This window comes from Mesorhizobium sp. B2-1-1 (genome assembly GCF_006442975.2).
GTDB lineage: Bacteria > Pseudomonadota > Alphaproteobacteria > Rhizobiales > Rhizobiaceae > Mesorhizobium.
The window spans coordinates 3,529,455-3,549,741 of record NZ_CP083954.1 but is presented as its reverse complement, the minus strand read 5'-3'; the positions used below and the strand labels follow the sequence as shown (position 1 = coordinate 3,549,741).

20 protein-coding genes are annotated in these 20,287 nt (G+C 63.3%); 10 read left to right on the top strand and 10 right to left on the bottom strand.

Going from position 1 to position 20,287, the window contains the following annotated elements; genetic code table 11:
- Positions 1 to 7: 7 nt before the first annotated feature.
- Positions 8 to 2,806 carry a DNA gyrase subunit A gene (gene gyrA, locus FJ972_RS17300; RefSeq protein WP_140498829.1) on the bottom strand — a complete coding sequence of 933 codons (2,799 nt, stop codon included), beginning with the start codon at positions 2,804 to 2,806 and terminating at the stop codon, positions 8 to 10.
- Between the two features lie 183 nt (positions 2,807 to 2,989).
- A complete protein-coding gene (locus FJ972_RS17295; protein WP_140525406.1) occupies positions 2,990 to 3,820 on the bottom strand; it encodes a helix-turn-helix transcriptional regulator in 831 nt (276 codons plus the stop codon).
- Positions 3,821 to 3,907: 87 nt separating this feature from the next.
- Between FJ972_RS17295 and FJ972_RS17290 the strand changes: the two genes are divergently transcribed.
- Together FJ972_RS17290 and FJ972_RS17285 are read left to right on the top strand one after the other, a co-directional pair.
- Positions 3,908 to 4,444: a hypothetical protein gene (locus FJ972_RS17290; RefSeq protein ID WP_140525354.1), complete on the top strand. Its 537-nt coding sequence runs from the start codon at positions 3,908 to 3,910 to the stop codon at positions 4,442 to 4,444.
- 173 nt (positions 4,445 to 4,617) lie between these two features.
- The gene (locus FJ972_RS17285) at positions 4,618 to 5,247 is read left to right on the top strand and encodes a MarC family protein (protein ID WP_140498833.1); all 630 of its coding nucleotides are present in this window, start codon (positions 4,618 to 4,620) and stop codon (positions 5,245 to 5,247) included.
- 5 nt (positions 5,248 to 5,252) lie between these two features.
- Here the strand turns inward: FJ972_RS17285 and FJ972_RS17280 are convergent, their stop codons facing one another.
- Genes FJ972_RS17280 through FJ972_RS17270 form a run of 3 tightly spaced genes read right to left on the bottom strand, consistent with a single transcriptional unit; the run spans position 5,253 to position 6,667 of the window.
- Complete coding sequence (locus FJ972_RS17280) at positions 5,253 to 5,678, bottom strand: OsmC family protein (protein ID WP_140498836.1); 426 nt, start codon at positions 5,676 to 5,678, stop codon at positions 5,253 to 5,255.
- A gap of 22 nt (positions 5,679 to 5,700) precedes the next feature.
- The gene (locus FJ972_RS17275; protein WP_140525355.1) at positions 5,701 to 6,114 is read right to left on the bottom strand and encodes a DUF2306 domain-containing protein; all 414 of its coding nucleotides are present in this window, start codon (positions 6,112 to 6,114) and stop codon (positions 5,701 to 5,703) included.
- A 40-nt stretch (positions 6,115 to 6,154) separates the two neighbouring features.
- Positions 6,155 to 6,667, bottom strand: coding sequence for a single-stranded DNA-binding protein (locus tag FJ972_RS17270; RefSeq protein WP_140525356.1), 513 nt, complete (start codon positions 6,665 to 6,667; stop codon positions 6,155 to 6,157).
- 236 nt (positions 6,668 to 6,903) lie between these two features.
- Between FJ972_RS17270 and FJ972_RS17265 the strand changes: the two genes are divergently transcribed.
- The 8 genes from FJ972_RS17265 to FJ972_RS17225 all read left to right on the top strand — a co-directional run bounded on the left by FJ972_RS17265 (position 6,904) and on the right by FJ972_RS17225 (position 15,375).
- Positions 6,904 to 7,218, top strand: a complete 315-nt coding sequence (locus FJ972_RS17265) for an ArsR/SmtB family transcription factor (protein ID WP_140515307.1) — start codon at positions 6,904 to 6,906, stop codon at positions 7,216 to 7,218.
- A complete protein-coding gene (locus FJ972_RS17260; protein ID WP_140515306.1) occupies positions 7,215 to 7,718 on the top strand; it encodes an SRPBCC family protein in 504 nt (167 codons plus the stop codon). The genes FJ972_RS17265 and FJ972_RS17260 overlap by 4 nt, the downstream gene beginning before the upstream one ends.
- A 31-nt stretch (positions 7,719 to 7,749) precedes the next feature.
- Positions 7,750 to 8,355 (top strand): ATP-dependent Clp protease proteolytic subunit, encoded by a 606-nt coding sequence (locus tag FJ972_RS17255; RefSeq protein ID WP_140498846.1) that lies wholly within the window; start codon positions 7,750 to 7,752, stop codon positions 8,353 to 8,355.
- 96 nt (positions 8,356 to 8,451) lie between these two features.
- Entirely contained in the window at positions 8,452 to 8,733 is a 282-nt protein-coding gene (locus FJ972_RS17250) for a hypothetical protein (RefSeq protein ID WP_140525407.1), read from the top strand.
- Between the two features lie 707 nt (positions 8,734 to 9,440).
- Complete coding sequence (gene uvrA, locus FJ972_RS17245; RefSeq protein ID WP_140515305.1) at positions 9,441 to 12,362, top strand: excinuclease ABC subunit UvrA; 2,922 nt, start codon at positions 9,441 to 9,443, stop codon at positions 12,360 to 12,362.
- A gap of 28 nt (positions 12,363 to 12,390) precedes the next feature.
- A complete protein-coding gene (locus FJ972_RS17240; RefSeq protein WP_140525357.1) occupies positions 12,391 to 12,861 on the top strand; it encodes a GNAT family N-acetyltransferase in 471 nt (156 codons plus the stop codon).
- A 42-nt stretch (positions 12,862 to 12,903) separates the two neighbouring features.
- Entirely contained in the window at positions 12,904 to 13,716 is an 813-nt protein-coding gene (locus FJ972_RS17235) for a DUF72 domain-containing protein (RefSeq protein ID WP_140525358.1), read from the top strand.
- A 507-nt stretch (positions 13,717 to 14,223) separates the two neighbouring features.
- Positions 14,224 to 15,375 (top strand): GGDEF domain-containing protein, encoded by a 1,152-nt coding sequence (locus tag FJ972_RS17225; protein ID WP_140525359.1) that lies wholly within the window; start codon positions 14,224 to 14,226, stop codon positions 15,373 to 15,375.
- Positions 15,376 to 15,426: 51 nt separating this feature from the next.
- On the opposite strand, the gene FJ972_RS17220 is transcribed toward FJ972_RS17225, so the two are convergent.
- The 5 genes from FJ972_RS17220 to urtB all read right to left on the bottom strand — a co-directional run bounded on the left by FJ972_RS17220 (position 15,427) and on the right by urtB (position 20,194).
- Positions 15,427 to 15,603, bottom strand: a complete 177-nt coding sequence (locus FJ972_RS17220; RefSeq protein ID WP_140498860.1) for a hypothetical protein — start codon at positions 15,601 to 15,603, stop codon at positions 15,427 to 15,429.
- A gap of 230 nt (positions 15,604 to 15,833) precedes the next feature.
- Complete coding sequence (gene urtE, locus FJ972_RS17215) at positions 15,834 to 16,529, bottom strand: urea ABC transporter ATP-binding subunit UrtE (protein WP_140525360.1); 696 nt, start codon at positions 16,527 to 16,529, stop codon at positions 15,834 to 15,836.
- A gap of 69 nt (positions 16,530 to 16,598) precedes the next feature.
- Positions 16,599 to 17,345 carry an urea ABC transporter ATP-binding protein UrtD gene (gene urtD, locus FJ972_RS17210; protein ID WP_140525361.1) on the bottom strand — a complete coding sequence of 249 codons (747 nt, stop codon included), beginning with the start codon at positions 17,343 to 17,345 and terminating at the stop codon, positions 16,599 to 16,601.
- A gap of 6 nt (positions 17,346 to 17,351) precedes the next feature.
- On the bottom strand, positions 17,352 to 18,581 hold the full coding sequence (gene urtC / locus FJ972_RS17205) for an urea ABC transporter permease subunit UrtC (protein ID WP_140525362.1): 1,230 nt from the start codon (positions 18,579 to 18,581) through the stop codon (positions 17,352 to 17,354).
- The gene (gene urtB / locus FJ972_RS17200) at positions 18,578 to 20,194 is read right to left on the bottom strand and encodes an urea ABC transporter permease subunit UrtB (protein ID WP_140525363.1); all 1,617 of its coding nucleotides are present in this window, start codon (positions 20,192 to 20,194) and stop codon (positions 18,578 to 18,580) included. The genes urtC and urtB overlap by 4 nt, the downstream gene beginning before the upstream one ends.
- Positions 20,195 to 20,287: the final 93 nt, after the last annotated feature.

Genomic DNA, 20,287 nt, shown 5'->3' with positions numbered 1-20,287 from the left:
GCCAGACTTATTGCGCATCATCCGGGCCGGCATCGGCCGCCGGATCGATCTCGGCACCAACCTCGACGATTTCTTCCTCGTCCGATTGCGGCTCGGAAATCCGCTCGACCGAAACCACCTTCTCGCCTTCCGCCGTGTTGAAAATGGTCACGCCCTTGGTGGCGCGGCTGGCGAAGCGGATGCCATTGACCGGCACCCGGATAACGGTACCGCCGTCGGACACCAGCATGATCTGGTCGTCATTGCCGACCGGGAAGGTTGCCACCAGCCTGCCGATCTCGGCCGTCTTCGACACGTCGGTGGCCCGAATGCCCTTGCCGCCGCGTCCGGTCAGACGGAAATCATAGGACGATGAGCGCTTGCCGTAGCCGTATTCCGTCACCGTCAGCACGAACTGCTCATGCGCCTTGAGGAACTCATAGCGCTCGTCCGACAGCTCCGCCTCCTCGCCGACCTCTTCGTTGGTCAACGCGATCTCTTCCTCCTCGCCTGCCGGGATGCCGGCGGCCAGGCGCCGTTCGGCCACCACGCGCTTCAGATAGGCGGCGCGTTCGGCCGGCGGCGCATCGACATGCTCGATGACGGCCATCGAAATGACGCGGTCCGTTTCGGCCATGGCGATGCCGCGCACACCGACCGAGTTGCGGCTCTGGAAGACGCGCACGTCGCCGACGGAAAAGCGGATGCATTGGCCGGAGCTGGCGGTCAGAAGCACGTCGTCATTGTCGGTGCAGGTCTCGACGCCGAGGATCTCGTCGCCCTCCTCCTCCAGCTTCATGGCGATCTTGCCGTTACGGTTGACCTGGACGAAGTCGGAGAGCTTGTTGCGGCGCACCGTGCCGCGCGTGGTGGCGAACATCACGTCGAGCTCGCCCCAGCTCGTCTCATCTTCCGGCAACGGCATGATTGTGGTGATGCGCTCGCCCTGCTCCAGCGGCAGCATGTTGATCAGCGCCTTGCCGCGCGACTGCGGATTGCCGATCGGCAGGCGCCAGACCTTCTCCTTGTAGACGATGCCGCGCGAAGAGAAGAACAGCACCGGCGTGTGCGTGTTGGCCACGAACAGGCGGGTGACGAAATCCTCTTCCTTGGTCGACATGCCCGAGCGGCCCTTGCCGCCGCGGCGTTGCGCCCGGTAGAGCGACAATGGCACGCGCTTGATGTAGCCGGAATGGCTCACCGTCACGACCATGTCCTCGCGCTGGATCAGGTCCTCGTCTTCCATGTCCGCGCCGCCTTCGCTCAGTTCGGTGCGGCGCGGCGTGCCGAATTCGTCGCGCACGGCCGCGAGCTCGTCCTTGACGATCTGCTGGACGCGGGCGCGGGACGACAGGATATCGAGATAATCGACGATCTCGGCGCCAATCGTGTTCAACTCGTCGGCGATTTCGTCGCGGCCGAGTGCCGTCAGGCGCTGCAGGCGCAACTCCAGGATCGCGCGCGCCTGTTCCTCGGACAGATTGTAGGTGCCGTCCTCGTTGATGCGGTGGCGCGGGTCGTCGATCAGGAGGATCAGCGATTCGACGTCGCCGGACGGCCAGCGCCGCTCCATCAACTGCTCGCGCGCCGTCTGCGGGTCGGGCGCTGTGCGGATCAGTTTTATCACTTCATCGATGTTGGCGACGGCGATTGCGAGGCCGACCAGCACGTGGGCCCGGTCGCGCGCCTTGCGCAGCAGGAACTTCGTGCGCCGGGTGACCACCTCCTCGCGGAAGGACACGAATGCTCTCAGCATGTCGGTCAGCGTCAGCAGTTCGGGCTTGCCGCCATTCAGCGCCACCATGTTGGCGCCGAAAGAGGTTTGCAGCGGCGTGAAGCGATAGAGCTGGTTGAGGATGACGTCGGCCACGGCGTCGCGCTTCAGCTCGACGACGACCCGATAGCCCTGGCGGTCGCTCTCGTCGCGAATGTCGGAAATGCCCTCGATGCGCTTGTCGCGCACCAGTTCGGCCATCTTCTCGATCATCGACGATTTGTTCACCTGGTAGGGAACCTCGGTGATGATGATCGATTCGCGGTCATTGCCGCGGGCCTCGATGTTGACCTTCCCGCGCATGACGATGGAGCCGCGGCCGGTCGAATAGGCGCTGTAGATGCCGGAGCGGCCGAGCACGATGCCGCCGGTCGGGAAATCCGGCCCCGGAATGATTTCCATCAGCGCCGGCAGGTCGATGGCCGGGTTGTCGATGATGGCGATCGCGGCGTTGCAGACTTCGCCCAGATTGTGCGGCGGGATGTTGGTGGCCATGCCGACGGCGATGCCGCCCGAGCCATTGACCAGCAGATTGGGAAAGCGCGCCGGCAGAACCTTCGGCTCGCTGCCGGAAGCATCGTAAGTGTCCTGGAAATCGACCGTATCCTTGTCGATATCCTCCAGCAGCTCATGCGCGACCTTGGTCAGCCGCGACTCGGTGTAGCGCATAGCCGCCGGCGGATCGCCATCGATCGAGCCGAAATTGCCTTGCCCGTCGATGAGCGGCACGCGCAGCGACCAGTCCTGCGCCATGCGCACCAGGGCGTCATAGATAGAGGCGTCGCCATGCGGATGGTATTTACCCATCACGTCGGCGACCGGGCGCGCCGACTTCACATATTTGCGGTTCCAGTGATAGCCGCTCTCATGCGCGGCGAAGAGAATGCGGCGATGCACCGGCTTCAGGCCGTCGCGCACGTCGGGCAGCGCGCGGCTGACGATCACGCTCATGGCGTAATCGAGATAGGATCGCTGCATCTCCTCGATGATCGAAATCGGCTCGATGCCGGTGGGGCCGCCGTCGGCGCCGCGCGGTGTTTTTTGGTCGGTCAAATCGGATCACAATCTAAACAGGAATCACTTGCCGTATATATAGGAAGCCGGGCCGAAACTCCAATGTCGACGGCACTTTTCCCGTGTCGATTTTGGCGGTGATTTCAAAAGGATACCGGTGATTGCGACGATATGGCCGATGTGCTTTTCGGAGCCGTCGACGCAAAGGCCCGCCATCTCGTGTTAGCGGCGGCCCGCGCGGCGGGCGCGATAGCTGCCGGGCGTCTCGCCCATTTCGCGCCGGAAGCGGCGATTGAAAGTTGACAGGTCGTTGAAGCCCGCCTCGAAGGCGATCGTCGAGATCGCCTTGTCCGAAGCGTGGAGCCGCACTGCTGCCCGGTGCAGCCTGGTCCTCAGCAGAAACCGGTAGGGGGTCATTCCGGCAATCTGCCGGAATGTGCGCAGGAAATGATACGGACTGGTCGCCGTCTCCCGCGCCAGCACGGCCAGCGAAAGCGGCTGATCGGCATCGATCTCGATACGCCGAACCGCCTCCGCGACCCGTTTCTGGTCGCGGCCGCTGGGTGTCCGCGCCATCTTGGTGCGCCCTGAGCTTGCGGCGACTGCTGCGCTGGCAATGCGCAAGCCGAGTTCCTCGAAAGCAGCGGTTTCGCCCACATCGCGCGCGGCCTCCGCTTCGGCCAGCAGCGGCATCAGCGCCGGCAGGGGCGGCAAGCGCGGCGTCTTGAAGGCCAGCATTCTGGCGCCCGGTACGTCCTCCACGATCCGTTCCATATAGGCCGGAGCAAAATGGAAGGAGAGGCAGCGGTCACCGGCGCCGTGCTCGTGGCCGCATTCGTAGCATGTGCCGGGATTACCGAGCAGCACCGCGCCTGGCGCGAGCATCGCGGTGCCCTGGCTGGCGCGATAGCGGAAGGTGCCGCTGGTCACCGCGGCGACGCAGAACGTCCGGTGCTCCTCCTCGAACGGCCGGTCGCCGGCGCCGGCCGTGCACACCACGTCCGACACCTGCCAGCCTGGCCCCGAGGCAATGATCCTGTCGCTCGTCGTCATAGCCTGAAAGATAGCAATTTTTCCCAAGCGCAGAACCCTGCCCCGGCCTATCGCTTGCGGCCTCCTGACAGCATGAAGGCACCAGCCATGACCAACCAGCCCACTTTTACCGAAGCCCTGCACAGCGACGGGCCAGCCCCCGGCTTTGCCGAGAATTTGGATCTCTACGGTCGCTTCGTCGGCGCCTGGACTTTCGATGCCAGCCGTCATCTCGAGGACGGCACCGTGCTGACCGGACGCGGCGAGGTGCATTTCGGCTGGGTGCTGGAAGGCCGCGCGATCCAGGACGTCTGGATCCTGCCCGCGCGCGATGCCGGCCCCTCGCCTTCTCTCGGCAAATGGACCTTTTATGGCACGACCTTGCGCGTCTACGATCCCGGCGCAAACGCCTGGCATATCTTTTGGAGCGATCCCCGAAACCAATACTACAGCCGCCAACTCGGCCGCGCCGAGGGCGAAACGATTGTCCAAGTGGGCGCCGACGGCACCGGTTCCTCCGTACGTTGGAGCTTTTCACGGATCACGGAAAATTCCTTCCGCTGGCTCGGCGAGCGCTCGCACGACAATGGCGCGACATGGCGGCTCGAAGTGGAGTTCCTGGCGCGGCGCTCTGGCCGTACCTGATCAAGCAAGCCCGCGACGCAAACTCAGGCATTCCCTGCGTTCTTTCGCGTCTCCCTCGGCCCAGCCGGCTTTCGCAGAGTTCGCGAGCCGCCTCTCCCCAGCCGGTTTCCTCCGTCCCTGCTTTGCTCTACCAATGTCGGGATGCGGGCTCGGCCCGGCGGGAGGGGTGAGAGATGCCGAGTTTCGACAGCCTGTTCAACGCCTTCGTCACCATTCTGGTGACCATCGACCCGCCCGGGCTGGCGCCGCTGTTTCTGGCGATAACGCGCGGCATGAACCGCGAGGAGCGCCAGCAGGTCTCGGTCCGCGCCTCGGTCATTGGCTTCCTTGTGATGGCGCTGTTCGCGGTTGCCGGCGCGTCGATCCTGTCGGTGTTCGGCATCACGCTGCCGGCATTCCGCGTCGCCGGCGGGTTCCTTCTGTTCTTCATCGCTTTCGAAATGGTGTTCGAGCGCCGGCAAGACCGCAAGGAGAAGATCGGCGACGTCGCCATCACCAAGGACATGATCCACAACATCGCCGCTTTCCCGCTGGCGATCCCGCTGATCGCCGGCCCTGGCGCGATTTCGGCGACTGTGCTGCTCTCCGGCTCGTTTCAGGGTTTTGGCGCCCAGGCGGCACTGGTCGGCATCATCTTCGTCTGCCTCGCCATCACCTATCTCGTGTTCGTGCTCTCGGAGCGCATCGACCGCATCCTCGGCCAGACCGGCCGTTCGATCCTGACCCGCCTGCTCGGCGTTATCCTGGCGGCACTTGCCGTCCAGTTCGTGGCTGACGGCATCAAGGCGCTGATGGCCTCATAGGCCGCTTATTTTGCCGTCGTGTCGATAATTTCGAAATCGTGGGTAATGGCGGCGGTTTTGGACATCATGGCCGAAGCCGAACAGTATTTTTCGATCGAGAGATCGATCGCCCGCTTCACCTTGTCGGGCGACAGCGCCCTGCCCTTGACGATGAAATGCATATGAATGCGGGTGAACACCTTGGGATCGGTCTCGGCTCGGTCGGAATCGAGCTCGACCACACAGTCCTCGATCGCCTCGCGCCCCTTTTCGAGGATATGGACGACATCATAGGCCGAGCAGCCGCCGGTGCCGATCAGCACCAGTTCCATCGGGCTCGGCCCCGGCGTTCTCCCTTCAGGGCCGAACGCGGTCCCCAGTACGACCTTATGGCCTGTGCCGGACTCGCCGACGAAGGTGCGTTCCTCGACCCATTTGATGCGTGCTTTCAACTGATATTCCTTCCACTCGGGATCACGGTCTGGCTTGCGCGACGCCGAAGACCACGTCGTGCAAGATTCTGCCGGGCACCAGCGTAAAGACACCGGCACCCACCAGTGCAAAGATATACAACGCAATCATCGCCTTGCGGTGCTTGGCGACGCGGTGATTGCGTGCATGCCAGACCGCCAGCGGCACCGTGACCAGCACCAGGATCGACAAGAGATGGATCGGGCTGAAAGGGCCAATGAGCCGTATCTGCTGGATCCAGAAACTCGAGATGGCGACGGCCAGCATCAGCGCCGCCCAGAGATAGCCCATCGCGCGGTGGCGCAGCGTGCCTTTCGGCAGCGCCAGCTGCACGCCGCCTATCGCCAGCGCGGCAAAGGCCGCGAGCGCATGCCATGGGATCGGAGGACGTGCCGATAGGAGCGGTCCGAGCGACATCGCGCCCTCTCCTCAAATGCCCGTCACGCCGTGTCGATGCTCAGAACGGAATTTCGTCGTCCAGCTCGCGCGACGAACCGCCGCCGCCCTTGGGAGCGCCGCCGCCACGATTGAAGCCTTCGTTCGGGCCGGACTGGCCGAAATCGGAACCACGGCTGCCGCCGCCGGAATAACCCCCGACCTGGCCGCCCTCACCCTGGCCGCGCGCGTCGAGCATCTGCAGCTCGCCGCGGAATCTCTGCAGCACGACTTCCGTCGTGTATTTGTCGGCACCGGTCTGGTCTTGCCATTTGCGTGTCTGCAACTGGCCCTCGACATAAACCTTCATGCCCTTCTTCAGATACTGCTCGGCGACCTTGGCGATGCCGTCATTGAAGATGACGACATTATGCCACTCGGTCTTTTCCTTGCGCTCGCCGGAATTCTTGTCGCGCCAGCTTTCCGATGTTGCGATGCGGATGTTGACGACCGGCTCGCCAGAATTCAGGCGGCGGATCTCCGGGTCCGCTCCGAGATTGCCGACCAGAATGACCTTGTTGACGCTACCCGCCATGATACTTCTCCGCGCTCGTCCGAAACAAATTTTTGTCGCAGCACCTTACAGGTTGCGCACACCCATTGCCTGCTGTGGCTGCCTTTTCCCACAAGGTTTTTGTTCTCTTTTCGTTCCTATATGCATCGCCGCTCATTGTCAAGGAATGGCAGCAATGCCGGAGCCGCCAGCTTCCCTTCATATGGGCCGTAAAACATCGCTTGCCAAATCGATAAGTATCGACTTATGCTTTCGCCATGATCGAAGCGGAAATTTTCCGGGCGCTGGCCGACCCCACCCGACGCGCCGTCTATGAACGCCTCGCCACCAGCGAGATGACGGTGTCGCAGCTGCGCACCGGCATGACGGTATCGCAGCCGGCTGTGTCGCAGCACCTGGCGGTGCTGCGCGGCGCAGGCCTGGTGGTCGAGCGGCGGGCGGGCCGCAACGCCTATTACCGCGCCGATCCGCAAGGGCTCGACCCGCTGCTTGGCTGGATCGAACGCTACCGGACGTTCTGGCCCGAGCGCATCGAAAAACTGAGGACGGTTCTCAAGGACATGGACCAATGACGCACGCACCAGTGACCGACGAAAGCCCTGCGCGGACCGCCCCCGACGCGATCGAGTTCGAGTGCGATCTCCCCGAGCCGCCGGAAAAGGTATGGCGGGCGCTGACCGTGCCCGAATTGCTTGCGGCCTGGATGATGCCCAACGACATCAATCCTGAGATCGGCAGCAATTTCGCCTTTGCCGGGCCGGATGCGCCGATCGAATGCGAGATCCTCGATGCCGAGCCCGGAAAAAGGCTTCGCTATTCCTGGCGGGAACAGCCGCGGCCCGACGAGGAACGGAACCCGCTCGACAGCATCGTCACCTTCACGCTCGCCCGCACCGTTTCGGGCGGCACGCATCTGCATATTATCCATGAAGGCTTTGCCCGTGCGGCGACATCCGCCGCCAGGCCCATGGTGACCATGGCAGGCGCCGGCTGCCGGCTTTCATTCGCTGCGCGTGCCTCCGGCCGCCGCCCCGCAGCCAATTCATTTTGCCTTCTGCAGCGCGCCGCTTGAGTGGCCGACACATGAAAAACGGAGAGAGACGATGACCGGTTTTGCCAATCTGGTGCCGATGGTGATCGAGCAGTCGAGCCGCGGCGAGCGCGCCTTCGACATTTTCTCGCGGCTGCTGCGCGAGCGCATCGTCTTTATCAACGGCGAGATCAACGACGGCATGTCGGCGCTGGTCTGCGCCCAGCTTCTGTCGCTGGAATCGGATAATCCCGACAAGGAGATCTCGCTTTACATCAACTCGCCTGGCGGCGTGGTGACCAGCGGCTTCGCCATCTACGACACGATGCAATATGTCAGCTGTCCGGTGTCGACGGTGTGCATGGGCTTTGCCGCCTCGATGGCTTCGTTCCTGCTGATGGCTGGCACGCCGGGACGGCGCATCGCGCTGCCCAACGCCAGCCTCGTCCTGCACCAGCCGCTGGGCGGCTTCCAGGGTCAGGCATCGGACATCCAGCGTCACGCCGAAGGCATTCTGCGCACCAAGCGGCAGATGACCGAGCTCTATGCGCGCCATTGCGGCCGCACCTATGAAGAGGTCGAGCGCACGCTCGACCGGGACTATTTCATGACCGCCGAGGAAGCGAAGGCATGGGGTCTCGTCGATCATGTCTACGACACCCGCAAAAAGGCGGCGTGACCGGCACAAGCACGATGAATTGCGACGGCCCCGCCGTCCGACGATTTGATGACCGCCGGTCTGGCCACCTCGGCGGGGCGGCGCTATAACCGGCCGATGATCGACAGCCGCTTATTCCGACCTTGGCGTCTTGCCGTCACTATTTTCGCCGGTGCGCTCATGCTGGCCGGCGACGCCTTTGCCAACGACAGCCAGAAAGGCAGCCTGCCCGGTGTGGCCGGCGATTATCGCATCGCCAAGCCGGCCCCGCAGCCCGAACCCGATGACGCCTTCCCCGCCAACGGCAACGGCCGGTTCAAGATCGGCGATACCGATGTCAGGATTTCCGGCAGCATCACGGTCGATGTCGGCGCCGGCGGGATCAAACCGCCGCGGTAGCTGACATGTCGGGGCCGTCATTACCTCCGCGTTCCCCCAAAAGAGCAGCCCCGCCGTGCTTTTAGCAAACGGACGGGGCTTTTCTGGATCTATAATCCAATCTTTCGCCGGGAATGTTTTACCGGCTTTCGATTTCGGATGCTTCGCGGGTTCAGCCGACGATCCGACCAGTAGTCTCTGATTTTGGTGCATCCGGCAGGGTCACGTCGGAAGGCGCTCGCGTCTCCCTGGCATTCATGCCTGCCGCGGCTCCAGTCACTGCTGGAGCCTCAAGGGACTGTCCGGTGGCGTCATGCTCCACTCCTGTGTCCATTGCGACAATCGTCGTCAGAAGCACTGATCGCAATAGCCCGCGGCGTCTCGCAGGCCGCCTTTGGGCGACGAGGCCATCGAAAGACAGCCGGCTTCATTGACGTGTGGAGTCTGCTCCCCTCAGCCGGGGACGTCAACCGCTCGATGTCCGATCGGAAAAAATGTGATCGAGCGACATATCCCCTGATGGGAACCACACCGCCTGCTCCACCGCTTTTGTCAGGAGCGTGTTCGGTCTTTGTTCTTTCCGCTTGCCCGTCCGCCCGAAAGACGGTTAAACGACTTGGCCGAGAATTGTGGCGTCTCTCGACGCGGCGGCAAAAATACCTACATAGAGGACGGCCGGTGAAAACCCGCCGATCCCACAAATTCCAGATCTGAGGCGGCGACCGGCAATGGCCGACCATAAATATCTTTCCATTCGCGGGGCGCGCGAACACAATCTGAAGAATGTCGATCTCGACCTGCCGCGTGACAGCCTGATCGTCATGACCGGCCTGTCGGGCTCCGGCAAATCGTCGCTTGCCTTCGACACCATCTACGCCGAAGGCCAGCGCCGCTATGTCGAGAGCCTGTCGGCCTATGCGCGGCAATTCCTCGAAATGATGCAGAAGCCGGACGTCGACCAGATCGACGGCCTGTCGCCGGCCATCTCCATCGAGCAGAAGACCACCTCGAAGAACCCGCGCTCGACGGTCGGCACCGTCACCGAGATATACGATTATATGCGGCTTCTGTTCGCGCGTGTCGGCGTACCCTATTCGCCGGCCACCGGGCTGCCGATCGAGAGCCAGACGGTGTCGCAGATGGTCGATCGCGTGCTGGCGGTCGAGGAAGGCACGCGCCTGTTCATCCTGGCGCCGATCGTGCGCGGCCGCAAAGGCGAGTACCGCAAGGAATTGCTCGAGCTGCAGAAAAAGGGATTTCAGCGCGTCAAGGTCGACGGCGTCTTCTACGAGATCGCTGATGTGCCGCCACTCGACAAGAAATACAAGCACGACATCGACGTGGTCGTGGACCGCATCGTCGTGCGTGGCGACCTCGCAACGCGCCTTGCCGATTCCATGGAGACCGCGCTGAAGCTCGCGGAGGGGCTGGCGGTAGCGGAGTTCGCCGACAAGCCGCTCGATGCCAGTCAGACGGGCGAGGATTCGGTCAACAAATCGAAGAACGAGACGCATGAGCGCATCCTGTTCTCGGAAAAATTCGCCTGTCCGGTCTCCGGTTTCACCATTCCCGAGATCGAGCCCAGGCTGTTCTCGTTCAACAACCCGTTCGGCGCCTGCCCGACCTGCGACGGGCTGGGCAGCCAGCGCGCCATCGATCCCAATCTGGTCGTCCCCGACGAGAACGTCTCGCTGCGCGACGGCGCCGTCAGCCCATGGGCGAAATCGACTTCACCCTACTACGTGCAGACGCTGGAGGCTCTCGGCAAGGCTTACGGCTTCAAGCTCGGCGACAAGTTCAAGGATTTGACCGGGGAAGCCCAGGAAGCCATCCTGCGCGGCACAGGCGAGCGCGAGATCACCTTCCAGTATGATGACGGCCTGCGCTCCTACAAAACGACCAAGACCTTCGAGGGCGTCATCCCCAACCTCGAGCGGCGCTGGAAAGAGACCGAATCCGCCTGGATGCGCGAGGAAATCGAGCGCTTCATGTCGGCCACCCCCTGCCCGGCCTGTCGTGGCTACAGGCTGAAGCCGGAAGCGCTGGCGGTGAAGATCGCGGGCAAGCACATCGGCGAAGTGACCGAACAGTCGATCCGCAAGGCCGACCAGTGGTTCACCGACCTGCCGGCGCAGCTCAACGACAAGCAGAACGAGATCGCCGTGCGCGTGCTCAAGGAAATCCGCGAGCGGCTGCGCTTCCTCAACGACGTCGGCCTCGACTATCTCACCCTGTCGCGCAATTCCGGCACGCTGTCGGGCGGCGAGAGCCAGCGCATCCGGCTGGCATCGCAGATCGGCTCCGGCCTCACCGGCGTGCTCTACGTGCTGGACGAACCGTCGATCGGCCTGCACCAGCGCGACAATGCGCGCCTGCTCGACACGCTGAAGCACCTGCGCGACATCGGCAACACGGTGATCGTGGTCGAGCATGACGAGGACGCCATCCTGCATGCCGACTACGTCGTCGACATCGGTCCGGCCGCCGGCATCCATGGCGGTGAAATCATTGCCCAGGGCACGCCGCAGCAGGTGATGGCCAACCCGAATTCGATCACCGGCAAATACCTCTCGGGCGAGCTCGAGGTGGCGACACCAGCGGTTCGCCGCGAGGCGAAGAAGAACCGCCGCCTGAAAGTCGTCGGCGCGCGCGGCAACAATCTGAAGAACGTCACCGCCGAAATTCCGCTCGGCACCTTCACCGCCGTCACCGGCGTATCGGGCGGCGGCAAATCGACCTTCCTGATCGAAACGCTTTTCAAGGCGGCCTCGCGCCGCATCATGGGCTCGCGCGAGCATCCGGCCGAGCACGACCGCATCGAGGGCCTGGAGTTCCTCGACAAGGTCATCGACATCGACCAGTCGCCGATCGGACGGACCCCGCGCTCCAACCCCGCCACCTATACCGGCGCCTTCACGCCGATCCGCGACTGGTTCGCGGGCCTGCCGGAAGCCAAGGCGCGCGGCTACCAACCGGGCCGCTTCTCCTTCAACGTCAAGGGCGGCCGCTGCGAGGCCTGCCAGGGCGACGGCGTTATCAAGATCGAGATGCACTTCCTGCCCGACGTCTACGTCACCTGCGACGTCTGCCACGGCAAGCGCTATAACAGAGAGACGCTCGACGTGCTGTTCAAGGGCAAGTCGATCGCCGACGTGCTCGACATGACGGTCGAGGAAGGCGTCGATTTTTTCGCCGCCGTGCCCGGCGTGCGCGACAAGCTCGACACGCTGAAGCAGGTCGGCCTCGGCTACATCCATATCGGCCAGCAGGCGACGACGCTGTCGGGCGGCGAGGCGCAGCGGATAAAACTCGCCAAGGAGCTGTCGCGCAAGGCGACCGGCAAGACGCTCTATATCCTGGACGAGCCGACCACTGGCCTGCACTTTCACGATGTCGCCAAGCTGCTGGAAGTGCTGCACGAACTGGTCGACCAGGGCAACACGGTGGTGGTGATCGAGCACAATCTCGAAGTGATCAAGACCGCCGACTGGGTGCTCGACCTCGGCCCCGAGGGTGGCGATGGCGGCGGCGAGCTGGTCGCCTCCGGCACGCCGGAAGCGATCGTGCGCGAAAAACGCAGCTACACCGGCCAATTTCTCAAGGAATTGCTGGAGCGACGCCCCGGAGGCAAGCGCGAAGCAGCGGAGTGATGGCGGGCTGGCGTTGGGAATCTCCGGAATGAAGATCAGGAAAGCCCTCGCCCCGGATGTCACCGCCGTCATGACTCTGACCACGGATGCCTACGCGCCCTACACCGCGCTGTTGGGCGCGCCGCCGATCCCGGTCACCGAAGACTATGCGCCGCGCATCGAACGCGGCGAGGCCTGGCTGCTGGAGAGCGGCGGCGACCTGGCCGGGCTGATCGTCCTGGAGCGGCACGAAGACCACGCGATGATCTTCTCCGTCGCGGTGGCGCCAGGATTTCAGGGCAAGGGCTTCGGCATCGCATTGTTGAAACATGCGGATCAGCAGGCGCGCCTGTGGGGCGTGCCGGAGGTGCGGCTCTACACCAATGCGAAAATGGAGCGCAACATCGCGCTCTATTTGGCCTACGGCTATCGCGAAACGAGTCGCCGGCCCAATCCCTACCGGCCAGGATGGGTGCTCGTCGACATGGCAAAGCCGGTCGACGAGGTCACGATGGCCTGATTTTTCTGAACGCGGCCAGACTTCTGAAACGGGAGGACGACAATGAGCAAATCGGGAACAATCCGCGCCGGCATGGGCGGCTGGACCTTCGAGCCGTGGGACACGTCCTTCTACCCGGAAAAACTCCCCAAGGCCAAGCAGTTGCAATACGCCAGCCGGCAGGTACCGAGCATCGAGGTCAACGGCACCTACTATTCCAGCTTCAAGGAACCGACCTTCGTCAAATGGGCCAATGAGGCACCCGACGGTTTCGTCTATTCGCTGAAGGGCAACCGCTTCGTCACCAACCGCCGCGTGCTGGGCGAAGCAGGTGAATCGATGATGCGTTTCCTTGGCTCCGGCGTCGCCGCGCTGGGCGACAAGCTTGGACCGATCCTTTGGCAGTTCGCGCCGACCAAGAAATTCGATCCCGACGATTTCGAGGCGTTTCTGAAGTTGTTGCCGGAAAGCCAAGACGGTATCGCGTTGCGCCACGCGCTCGAAGTTCGCAACGACAGTTTCATCGTGCCGGAATTCCCGGCGCTCGCGCGCAAATACAAGGCGGCCATCGTCTATGCCGATCACGCAAAATATCCTGATATCGCCGATATCACCGGCGATTTCATCTATGCGCGCCTGCAGACCGGCTCGGATGACAATCCCGACTGCTACACGCCAAAAGGCCTCGATGAATGGGCGGCGCGGGCCAAGGTCTGGGCGGAAGGCAAGCAGCCGGCCGATTTGCGGCGCGCCGACCCTGCTACCGACGCGCCGGTGCAACCGCGCGACGTGTTCGTCTACTTCATCACCGAGGGCAAGGTGCGCGCGCCCTTCGGCGCCATGGCGCTGATGAAGCGAGTGACAGAAACCAGCTAAGCGGCAAGCCTCTGCGGCTATTTCCATTTGCATGAATTGCCGGCGTCAACAGCCTCTGTCGGAACCTCAAGGCGTCATCGTCGTTTTGCCTTGGTGGCGGGTTCCCGCGCGGGAAAACCAGCAGAAAAGCGAGGAAGGATGGCTGTCATCCTTATCGGTGCGTTTCTCATCGTCGCCGGCGTTGTGTATATGGCGGGCGCAGCTCTCAGGCGTGGACGGCTCAGCGATCCGGCACCTGCAGCTTCGGATCGACGGATGCCAAATCTCGCAACGCAGACCCCGACGCTTGAGCCACGCCGGCGCGGCCTCGGTTTCCTAGGCGTGTCACAGAATTGGCCGGGTCTGCTGATGATGGCGGTCGGTGCCGTTCTGCTCCTGTCGGCGGTAGTCCTCTAACGCCGTGCAAGCTTGGCTTTTTCGCCGCGATCGTAACCTTATCGACACTTCCTTGCGTCATGACTCCAGCAACGTCAGGCTGCAGGGTCGTCGCGGGCAAGGAACGAGGGCATGTCGCTCGACTACAACTCACTTCTGCTGGCGGTCGGTTTCTCCGCTGCCTGCCTGAGCCTGACGTTGTTCGGCACATGGCTCACCGCCCGCACCGACAAGTTCCTGCTCACCTGGGCGCTCAGCGCCATGCTGGTGGTGGGCGAGGTCTTCACCTATGACGCCTATATCGACGCGCCCAGGCGCGGCCTCGGCATCGCCACCTTCACCTTGCTGCTGGTCGGCTTCTCCATGATGCTGGGCGCCGCATACCAATTCAGAAGCGGCGGCTCGCCGATCCCCAGAGTTTTGATCGGCAGCGGCATTTCGCTGGCAGTGGCGCTGCCGCCCATGGCTCTCGGCTATGACGGGCTCGGCTTCATGTTCGAGAATCTGTTCGCGGCCCTGCTCCTGTTCGCAACCGCCGCCGAATACTGGAAGGGCCGCGCCGAGGCCCCAGCGCTTACCATCGGCGCCGCCGCACTCTATTCGGCGACCGCCATGTCCTTCCTGCTCTGCGCGACGGTTTTGGCATGGGACGGCAAGCTGATCCTGAGCCATGCGCCAAGGAACTGGGCCGAGGATCTCAGCCTCATCGTCGTCATCGCCAGCATGACCGGCATCGGCGCCTTGTCGCTGGCCCTCAACCAGGGGCGTCTGGCGGGGCATCACCGCCGCAACGCGCTGACGGATCAGCTGACCGGCCTGCTCAACCGCCGCGCGCTGTTCGACCTCTTTGGCGATTCTCCCGTCGGCGCCTTTACCGCCGTGGTCGTGTTCGACCTCGATAGCTTCAAGGCCATCAACGACCAGTTCGGCCACGCGACGGGCGATGAGGTGCTGAAAGTGTTCGCCAAGGAGCTTGCCGGCAACCTTCGCCCGACCGATGTCGCCGCGCGCATGGGGGGCGAGGAGTTCGCGGTGGTGCTGAAGCGGACTTTGCCCGAAACAGTGGAAAACACGGCCGAGGCGATACGAACCTCGTTCGCCGCGCGCCGCATCGACACCGAGAACGGTCCCCTGACGTGCACCGTCAGCGCCGGCTTTGCTTTCGGCACCAAAGAGGGCCTGAGCTTCGACAAGGTGCTTAGCGCCGCCGACAAGGCGCTCTATGCCGCCAAGCGCGGCGGCCGCAACCGCGTCACCGCCTCTCCATTCCGGCGCGCTAGCTGACCAAGCGCATCAATGCCGTGCCCATCATTGTTGAATGGCCGAATGCGGCTTTTACGCCGCCATGACAATTTCATTGAAGGCATCGAGGTCGACATAGAAGACCTTGGTGATCTCCTCGATCAGCTCGTCGTGGTCATAGCCCTGGGACTTCAGAATGTTGATGGCTGTGATGATGTCGACGCGCTCTGTGAGCCGCCGCTTCTGGTAGTCCTCGACGTAACGTTCCATGGCTGCCCCTTGGCCTGTATGCCCAAACGCGTTGAACGACAGAGATCGCAGGGACGATGCTAGGAACGCATGCTTGCGCGGAACTTGCCCGTCGCCCACCTCGATCTGCGACAAACCAGACTGATACGGAAGCGGCCGACTCACAAAGCCATCAGAAGACTAGCATGTAGTATTGAGCGTGCCAGCGGGTGTTGAAGAAAGGTTGAGCAATCTTTCATCAGGAGATGGATTTACACCGTCAGGAACTTCCTGACATCCGCCCGGTCGAGATCTTCCGCAGGACCAGTATGGACGATCTGGCCGCGGTCCATGATGTTGACCTCGTCGGCGAGTTCGCGGCAGAAGTCGAGATATTGCTCCACGAGAAGAACCGCAATTCCGACCTGGTCGCGCAAATAGCGGATGGCGCGGCCGATGTCCTTGATAACGGACGGCTGGATACCTTCCGTCGGCTCATCGAGCACCAGAAGCTTGGGCCGCATCACCAGCGCCCTGCCGATGGCGAGCTGCTGCTGCTGGCCGCCGGAGAGATCGCCGCCGCGGCGGCCAAGCATCTGCTTGAGCACCGGAAACAATTCGAAGACATGCGCCGGCACGTTGCGGTCGGCCCGTTTCAGGGGCGAGAATCCCGATTCAAGGTTTTCCCGCACGCTGAGCAGCGGAAAGATCTCCCTGCCCTGCGGCACGAATGCGATGCCCGACCGGGCGCGGTCATACGCCGCGCTCCGGTCGAGCGCCTTCCCCTCGAAGGCAACGCTTCCGCTCGTCAGCCTGTGGTGGCCGACGATCGATCTCATCAAACTGGTCTTGCCGACGCCATTGCGGCCGAGCACGCAAGTGATCTTGCCGGCGCCCGCCTTCAGCGACACGCCGCGCAGCGCCTGGGCGGCGCCGTAGTGGAGCGTGGCATCGGAAACTTCGAGCATGTCAGCGCCTTCTCCAGAACCGAAGGAAGGCAAGATCGAAGCGATGGAATTGCACCCGCCAAACCATGCTCATCTCCCCAGATAGACTTCGACGACGCGTTCATCGGCAGATACGAAATCGAGCGTGCCTTCTGAAAGCACCGAGCCCTCATGCAGGCAGGTGACCTTGACGCCGAGCTCGCGCACGAAATGCATGTCATGCTCGACGACGATCACTGAATGGTCGCGGGCGATCTCCTTGAGCAGGCGCGCGGTTTCCTCGGTTTCGGCGTCGGTCATGCCGGCGACCGGCTCGTCGACCAGCAGCAGCTTCGGGTCCTGCGCCAGGAGCATGCCGATCTCCAGCCACTGCTTCTGCCCATGGCTGAGATTGGCGGCGAACTCGTCGCGTTTGTCGCCGAGCCGGATGGTCCCGAGGATGTCATCGATCCGCCGCGTCTCGGCGGGCGAGCGTCGATGGAACAGCGCCGGGAAGATCGAGCGCGGCCCCTTCAGCGCCAGCATCAAATTTTCCTCGATCGTATGGCTTTCGAAAACCGTCGGCTTCTGGAATTTGCGGCCGATGCCCATCATGGCGATCTCGGCCTCGTCATGGCAGGTGAGATCGACCTGGCCGTCGAAGAACACCTCGCCCTCGTCGGGCCGTGTCTTGCCGGTGACGATGTCCATCATCGTGGTCTTGCCGGCGCCGTTGGGGCCGATGATGGCGCGCATCTCGCCTTTGTCGAGCACCAGCGACAGATTGTTGATGGCGCGAAAGCCGTCGAAGGAAACCGAGACGCCGTCGAGATAGAGAATGGTGTTCGACTTCGACATCGCTCGTTACTCCGCCGGCTGTGGTTCGAGGCTGGACGAGGACCATTCGCCGGGTGTTTTGGCCGCCGCCTGCACGACTTTGGACGGCGCGATTTCACCATCGGCGCCGGCCTCCTCGGCCAACGATGCCGCGCGCAGCGCCTTGGCGTTGCCGCGCCAGCTATCCCACATGCCGATGATGCCTTTCGGCAAGAGCAGCGTCACGGCGACGAACACGCCGCCGAGTGCGAACAGCCACAGTTCAGGCAGCACGCCGGTGAACCAGGATTTTCCGGCGTTGACCAGCAGCGCACCGATGATCGGCCCGATGATGGTGCCGCGCCCGCCGACCGCGGCCCAGATCACCACCTCGATCGAATTGGAGGGTTCGAATTCGCCCGGATTGATGATGCCGACCTGCGGCACGTAAAGCGCGCCCGCGACGCCGGCCATGACAGCTGAAACCGTGAAGGCGAACAACTTCACATTCTCAGCCCGCCAGCCGAGGAAGCGGGTGCGGCTTTCGGCATCGCGCACCGCCATCAGCAGCTTGCCGTATTTGGAGCCGACGATCGCCCAGGTGACGAAGACGCCGAGCGCAAGCATCACCGCGCTGGCCGCGAACAGCGCCGAGCGGGTCACGTCGGCCTGGACGTTGAAGCCCAGAATGTCCTTGAAATCGGTCAGGCCGTTGTTGCCGCCGAAGCCCATGTCGTTGCGGAAGAAGGCGAGCAGCAGCGCATAGGTCATCGCCTGTGTGATGATCGAGAGATAGACGCCTGTGACGCGGCTGCGGAAGGCGAACCAGCCGAAGACGAAGGCGAGCAGGCCGGGCACCGCGAGCACCATGAGGCCGGCGAACCAGAAATGGTCGAAGCCGGTCCAGAACCAGGGCAGCTCCTTGTAGTTCAGGAATACCATGAAATCAGGCAGGATCGGGTTGCCATAGACGCCGCGCGAGCCGATCTGGCGCATCAGATACATGCCCATCGCGTAGCCGCCGAGCGCGAAGAAGGCGCCGTGGCCGAGCGAAAGGATGCCGCAATAGCCCCAGACAAGATCGAGCGCCAAGGCAAGCAGCGCGTAGCAGAGATATTTGCCGGTCAGCGCCACGATATAGGGCGGGACGTAGAAGGCGCTCGTCGGTGACACAGCAAGATTGAGCAGAGGGCCGACGATCGCGGCCGCGAGCAGGATGAAAATGGTGATGGCGATGCGGCGGTCCGCGCCCGCGGCGAAGAAGCGTCCCGACATCATGCTTCCACCGCCCTGCCCTTGAGCGCGAACAGGCCGCGCGGGCGCTTCTGGATGAACAGGATGATCAGCACCAGCACGACGATCTTGCCGAGCACGGCGCCGGCATAGGGTTCCAGGAACTTGTTGACGATGCCCAGCGAAAAGGCGCCGACCAGCGTGCCCCACAGATTGCCGACGCCGCCGAAGACGACGACCATGAAACTGTCGATGATGTAGCCACGGCCGAGATTGGGCGAGACATTGTCGATCTGGCTGAGCGCCACGCCGGCAATGCCGGCAATGCCGGAGCCGAGCGCGAAGGTCAGCGCGTCGACCCATGGCGTCCTGATGCCCATGGAGGCGGCCATGCGGCGGTTGGCAGTGACGGCGCGCATCTGTAGGCCCCAGGGGGTGCGCTTCATCACATAGAGCAGCACGGCAAAGACGCTAAGCGCGAAGACCAGGATCCAGAGCCGGTTCCAGGTGATGGCAAGCTGGCCGACATCGAACGAACCCGACATCCAGGAGGGATTGCCGACCTCCTGGTTGGTCGGCCCGAAGATCGAGCGCACTGCCTGCTGCAGGATTAGCGAAACGCCCCATGTCGCCAGCAGCGTCTCCAGCGGCCGGCCGTAGAGGAAGCGGATAATGCCGCGCTCGATGGCGAGGCCGACAAGCCCCGCGACCAGGAAGGCGAGCGGCAGCGCGATCACCAGCGACCAGTCGAACAGGCCGGGAAAGGATGTACGGATCACCTGCTGGACAACGAAGGTCGTGTAGGCGCCGAGCATCACCATCTCGCCATGCGCCATGTTGATGACGCCCATGACGCCGAAGGTGATGGCAAGCCCGATCGCCGCCAGCAGCAGCACCGAGCCCAGCGAAATGCCGTACCAGATGTTCTGTCCGGCGTCCCACAGGGCCAGCGTCGAATTGATGTTGGCGATTGCCGCGGTCGCCGCTTCCTTCACTGCGCCCGAGGCTTTGGCCTCTGCCGAGGTGAGCAGCGATACCGCATCGCGGTCGCCGCGCGCGCCGATCAGGGCGATTGCCGCGAGCTTGTCGGCATCAGGCAGATCCGAGCTCAGAATCGACGCGGCACGAGCCTGTTCCAGCAAGGTCTTGACACTGGCGACCGTCTCATTGGCGATCGCAGCGTCGAGCGGCTCGATGTTTGCGGAATCGGGCGTCTTGAACATGGTGTCGGCGGCGGCGAGCCGCACGGCCGGATTCTTGGCGCCAAGCGTCAGCGTGCCCAGCGCATCGCGGATGGTGCGGCGCAGCGTGTTGTTGACCTTGATCTTGGTGATGTCGTCCTTGGCTGCTTCACCGGATGGCTCACCGCTCAGCGGGTCGAAAAGCTGGACCCGTTCGCCGCCTTCCTTGCCTACGAAGACCAGGGAATCGATCTTGCGGATGTAAAGATTGCCATCGGCGAGTGCCGCAAGAGGCCGCTCCACTGCCGGATCGCCGGTCGCCGCCAGGTCGTGAACGACAGCTCCCGTCTCCGAAAAACCCTTGGCGGCGGCGAACTTGGCGATGATGCCACGCAGATCGGCTTCGCCGGCGCCCGATGACGACAGCGTCGCCAGCAAGAACAGCAGTGTCAGGCCAAGTGCGCGGAAAAGGTTCATCGGCGTCAGGCGACTCTTCAGGGTTGAGTTGGACGTCCGGACGGCGAAGGAACCGTCCGGACGCTCGCGGTCATGGGCATGGACCTGAAGGTC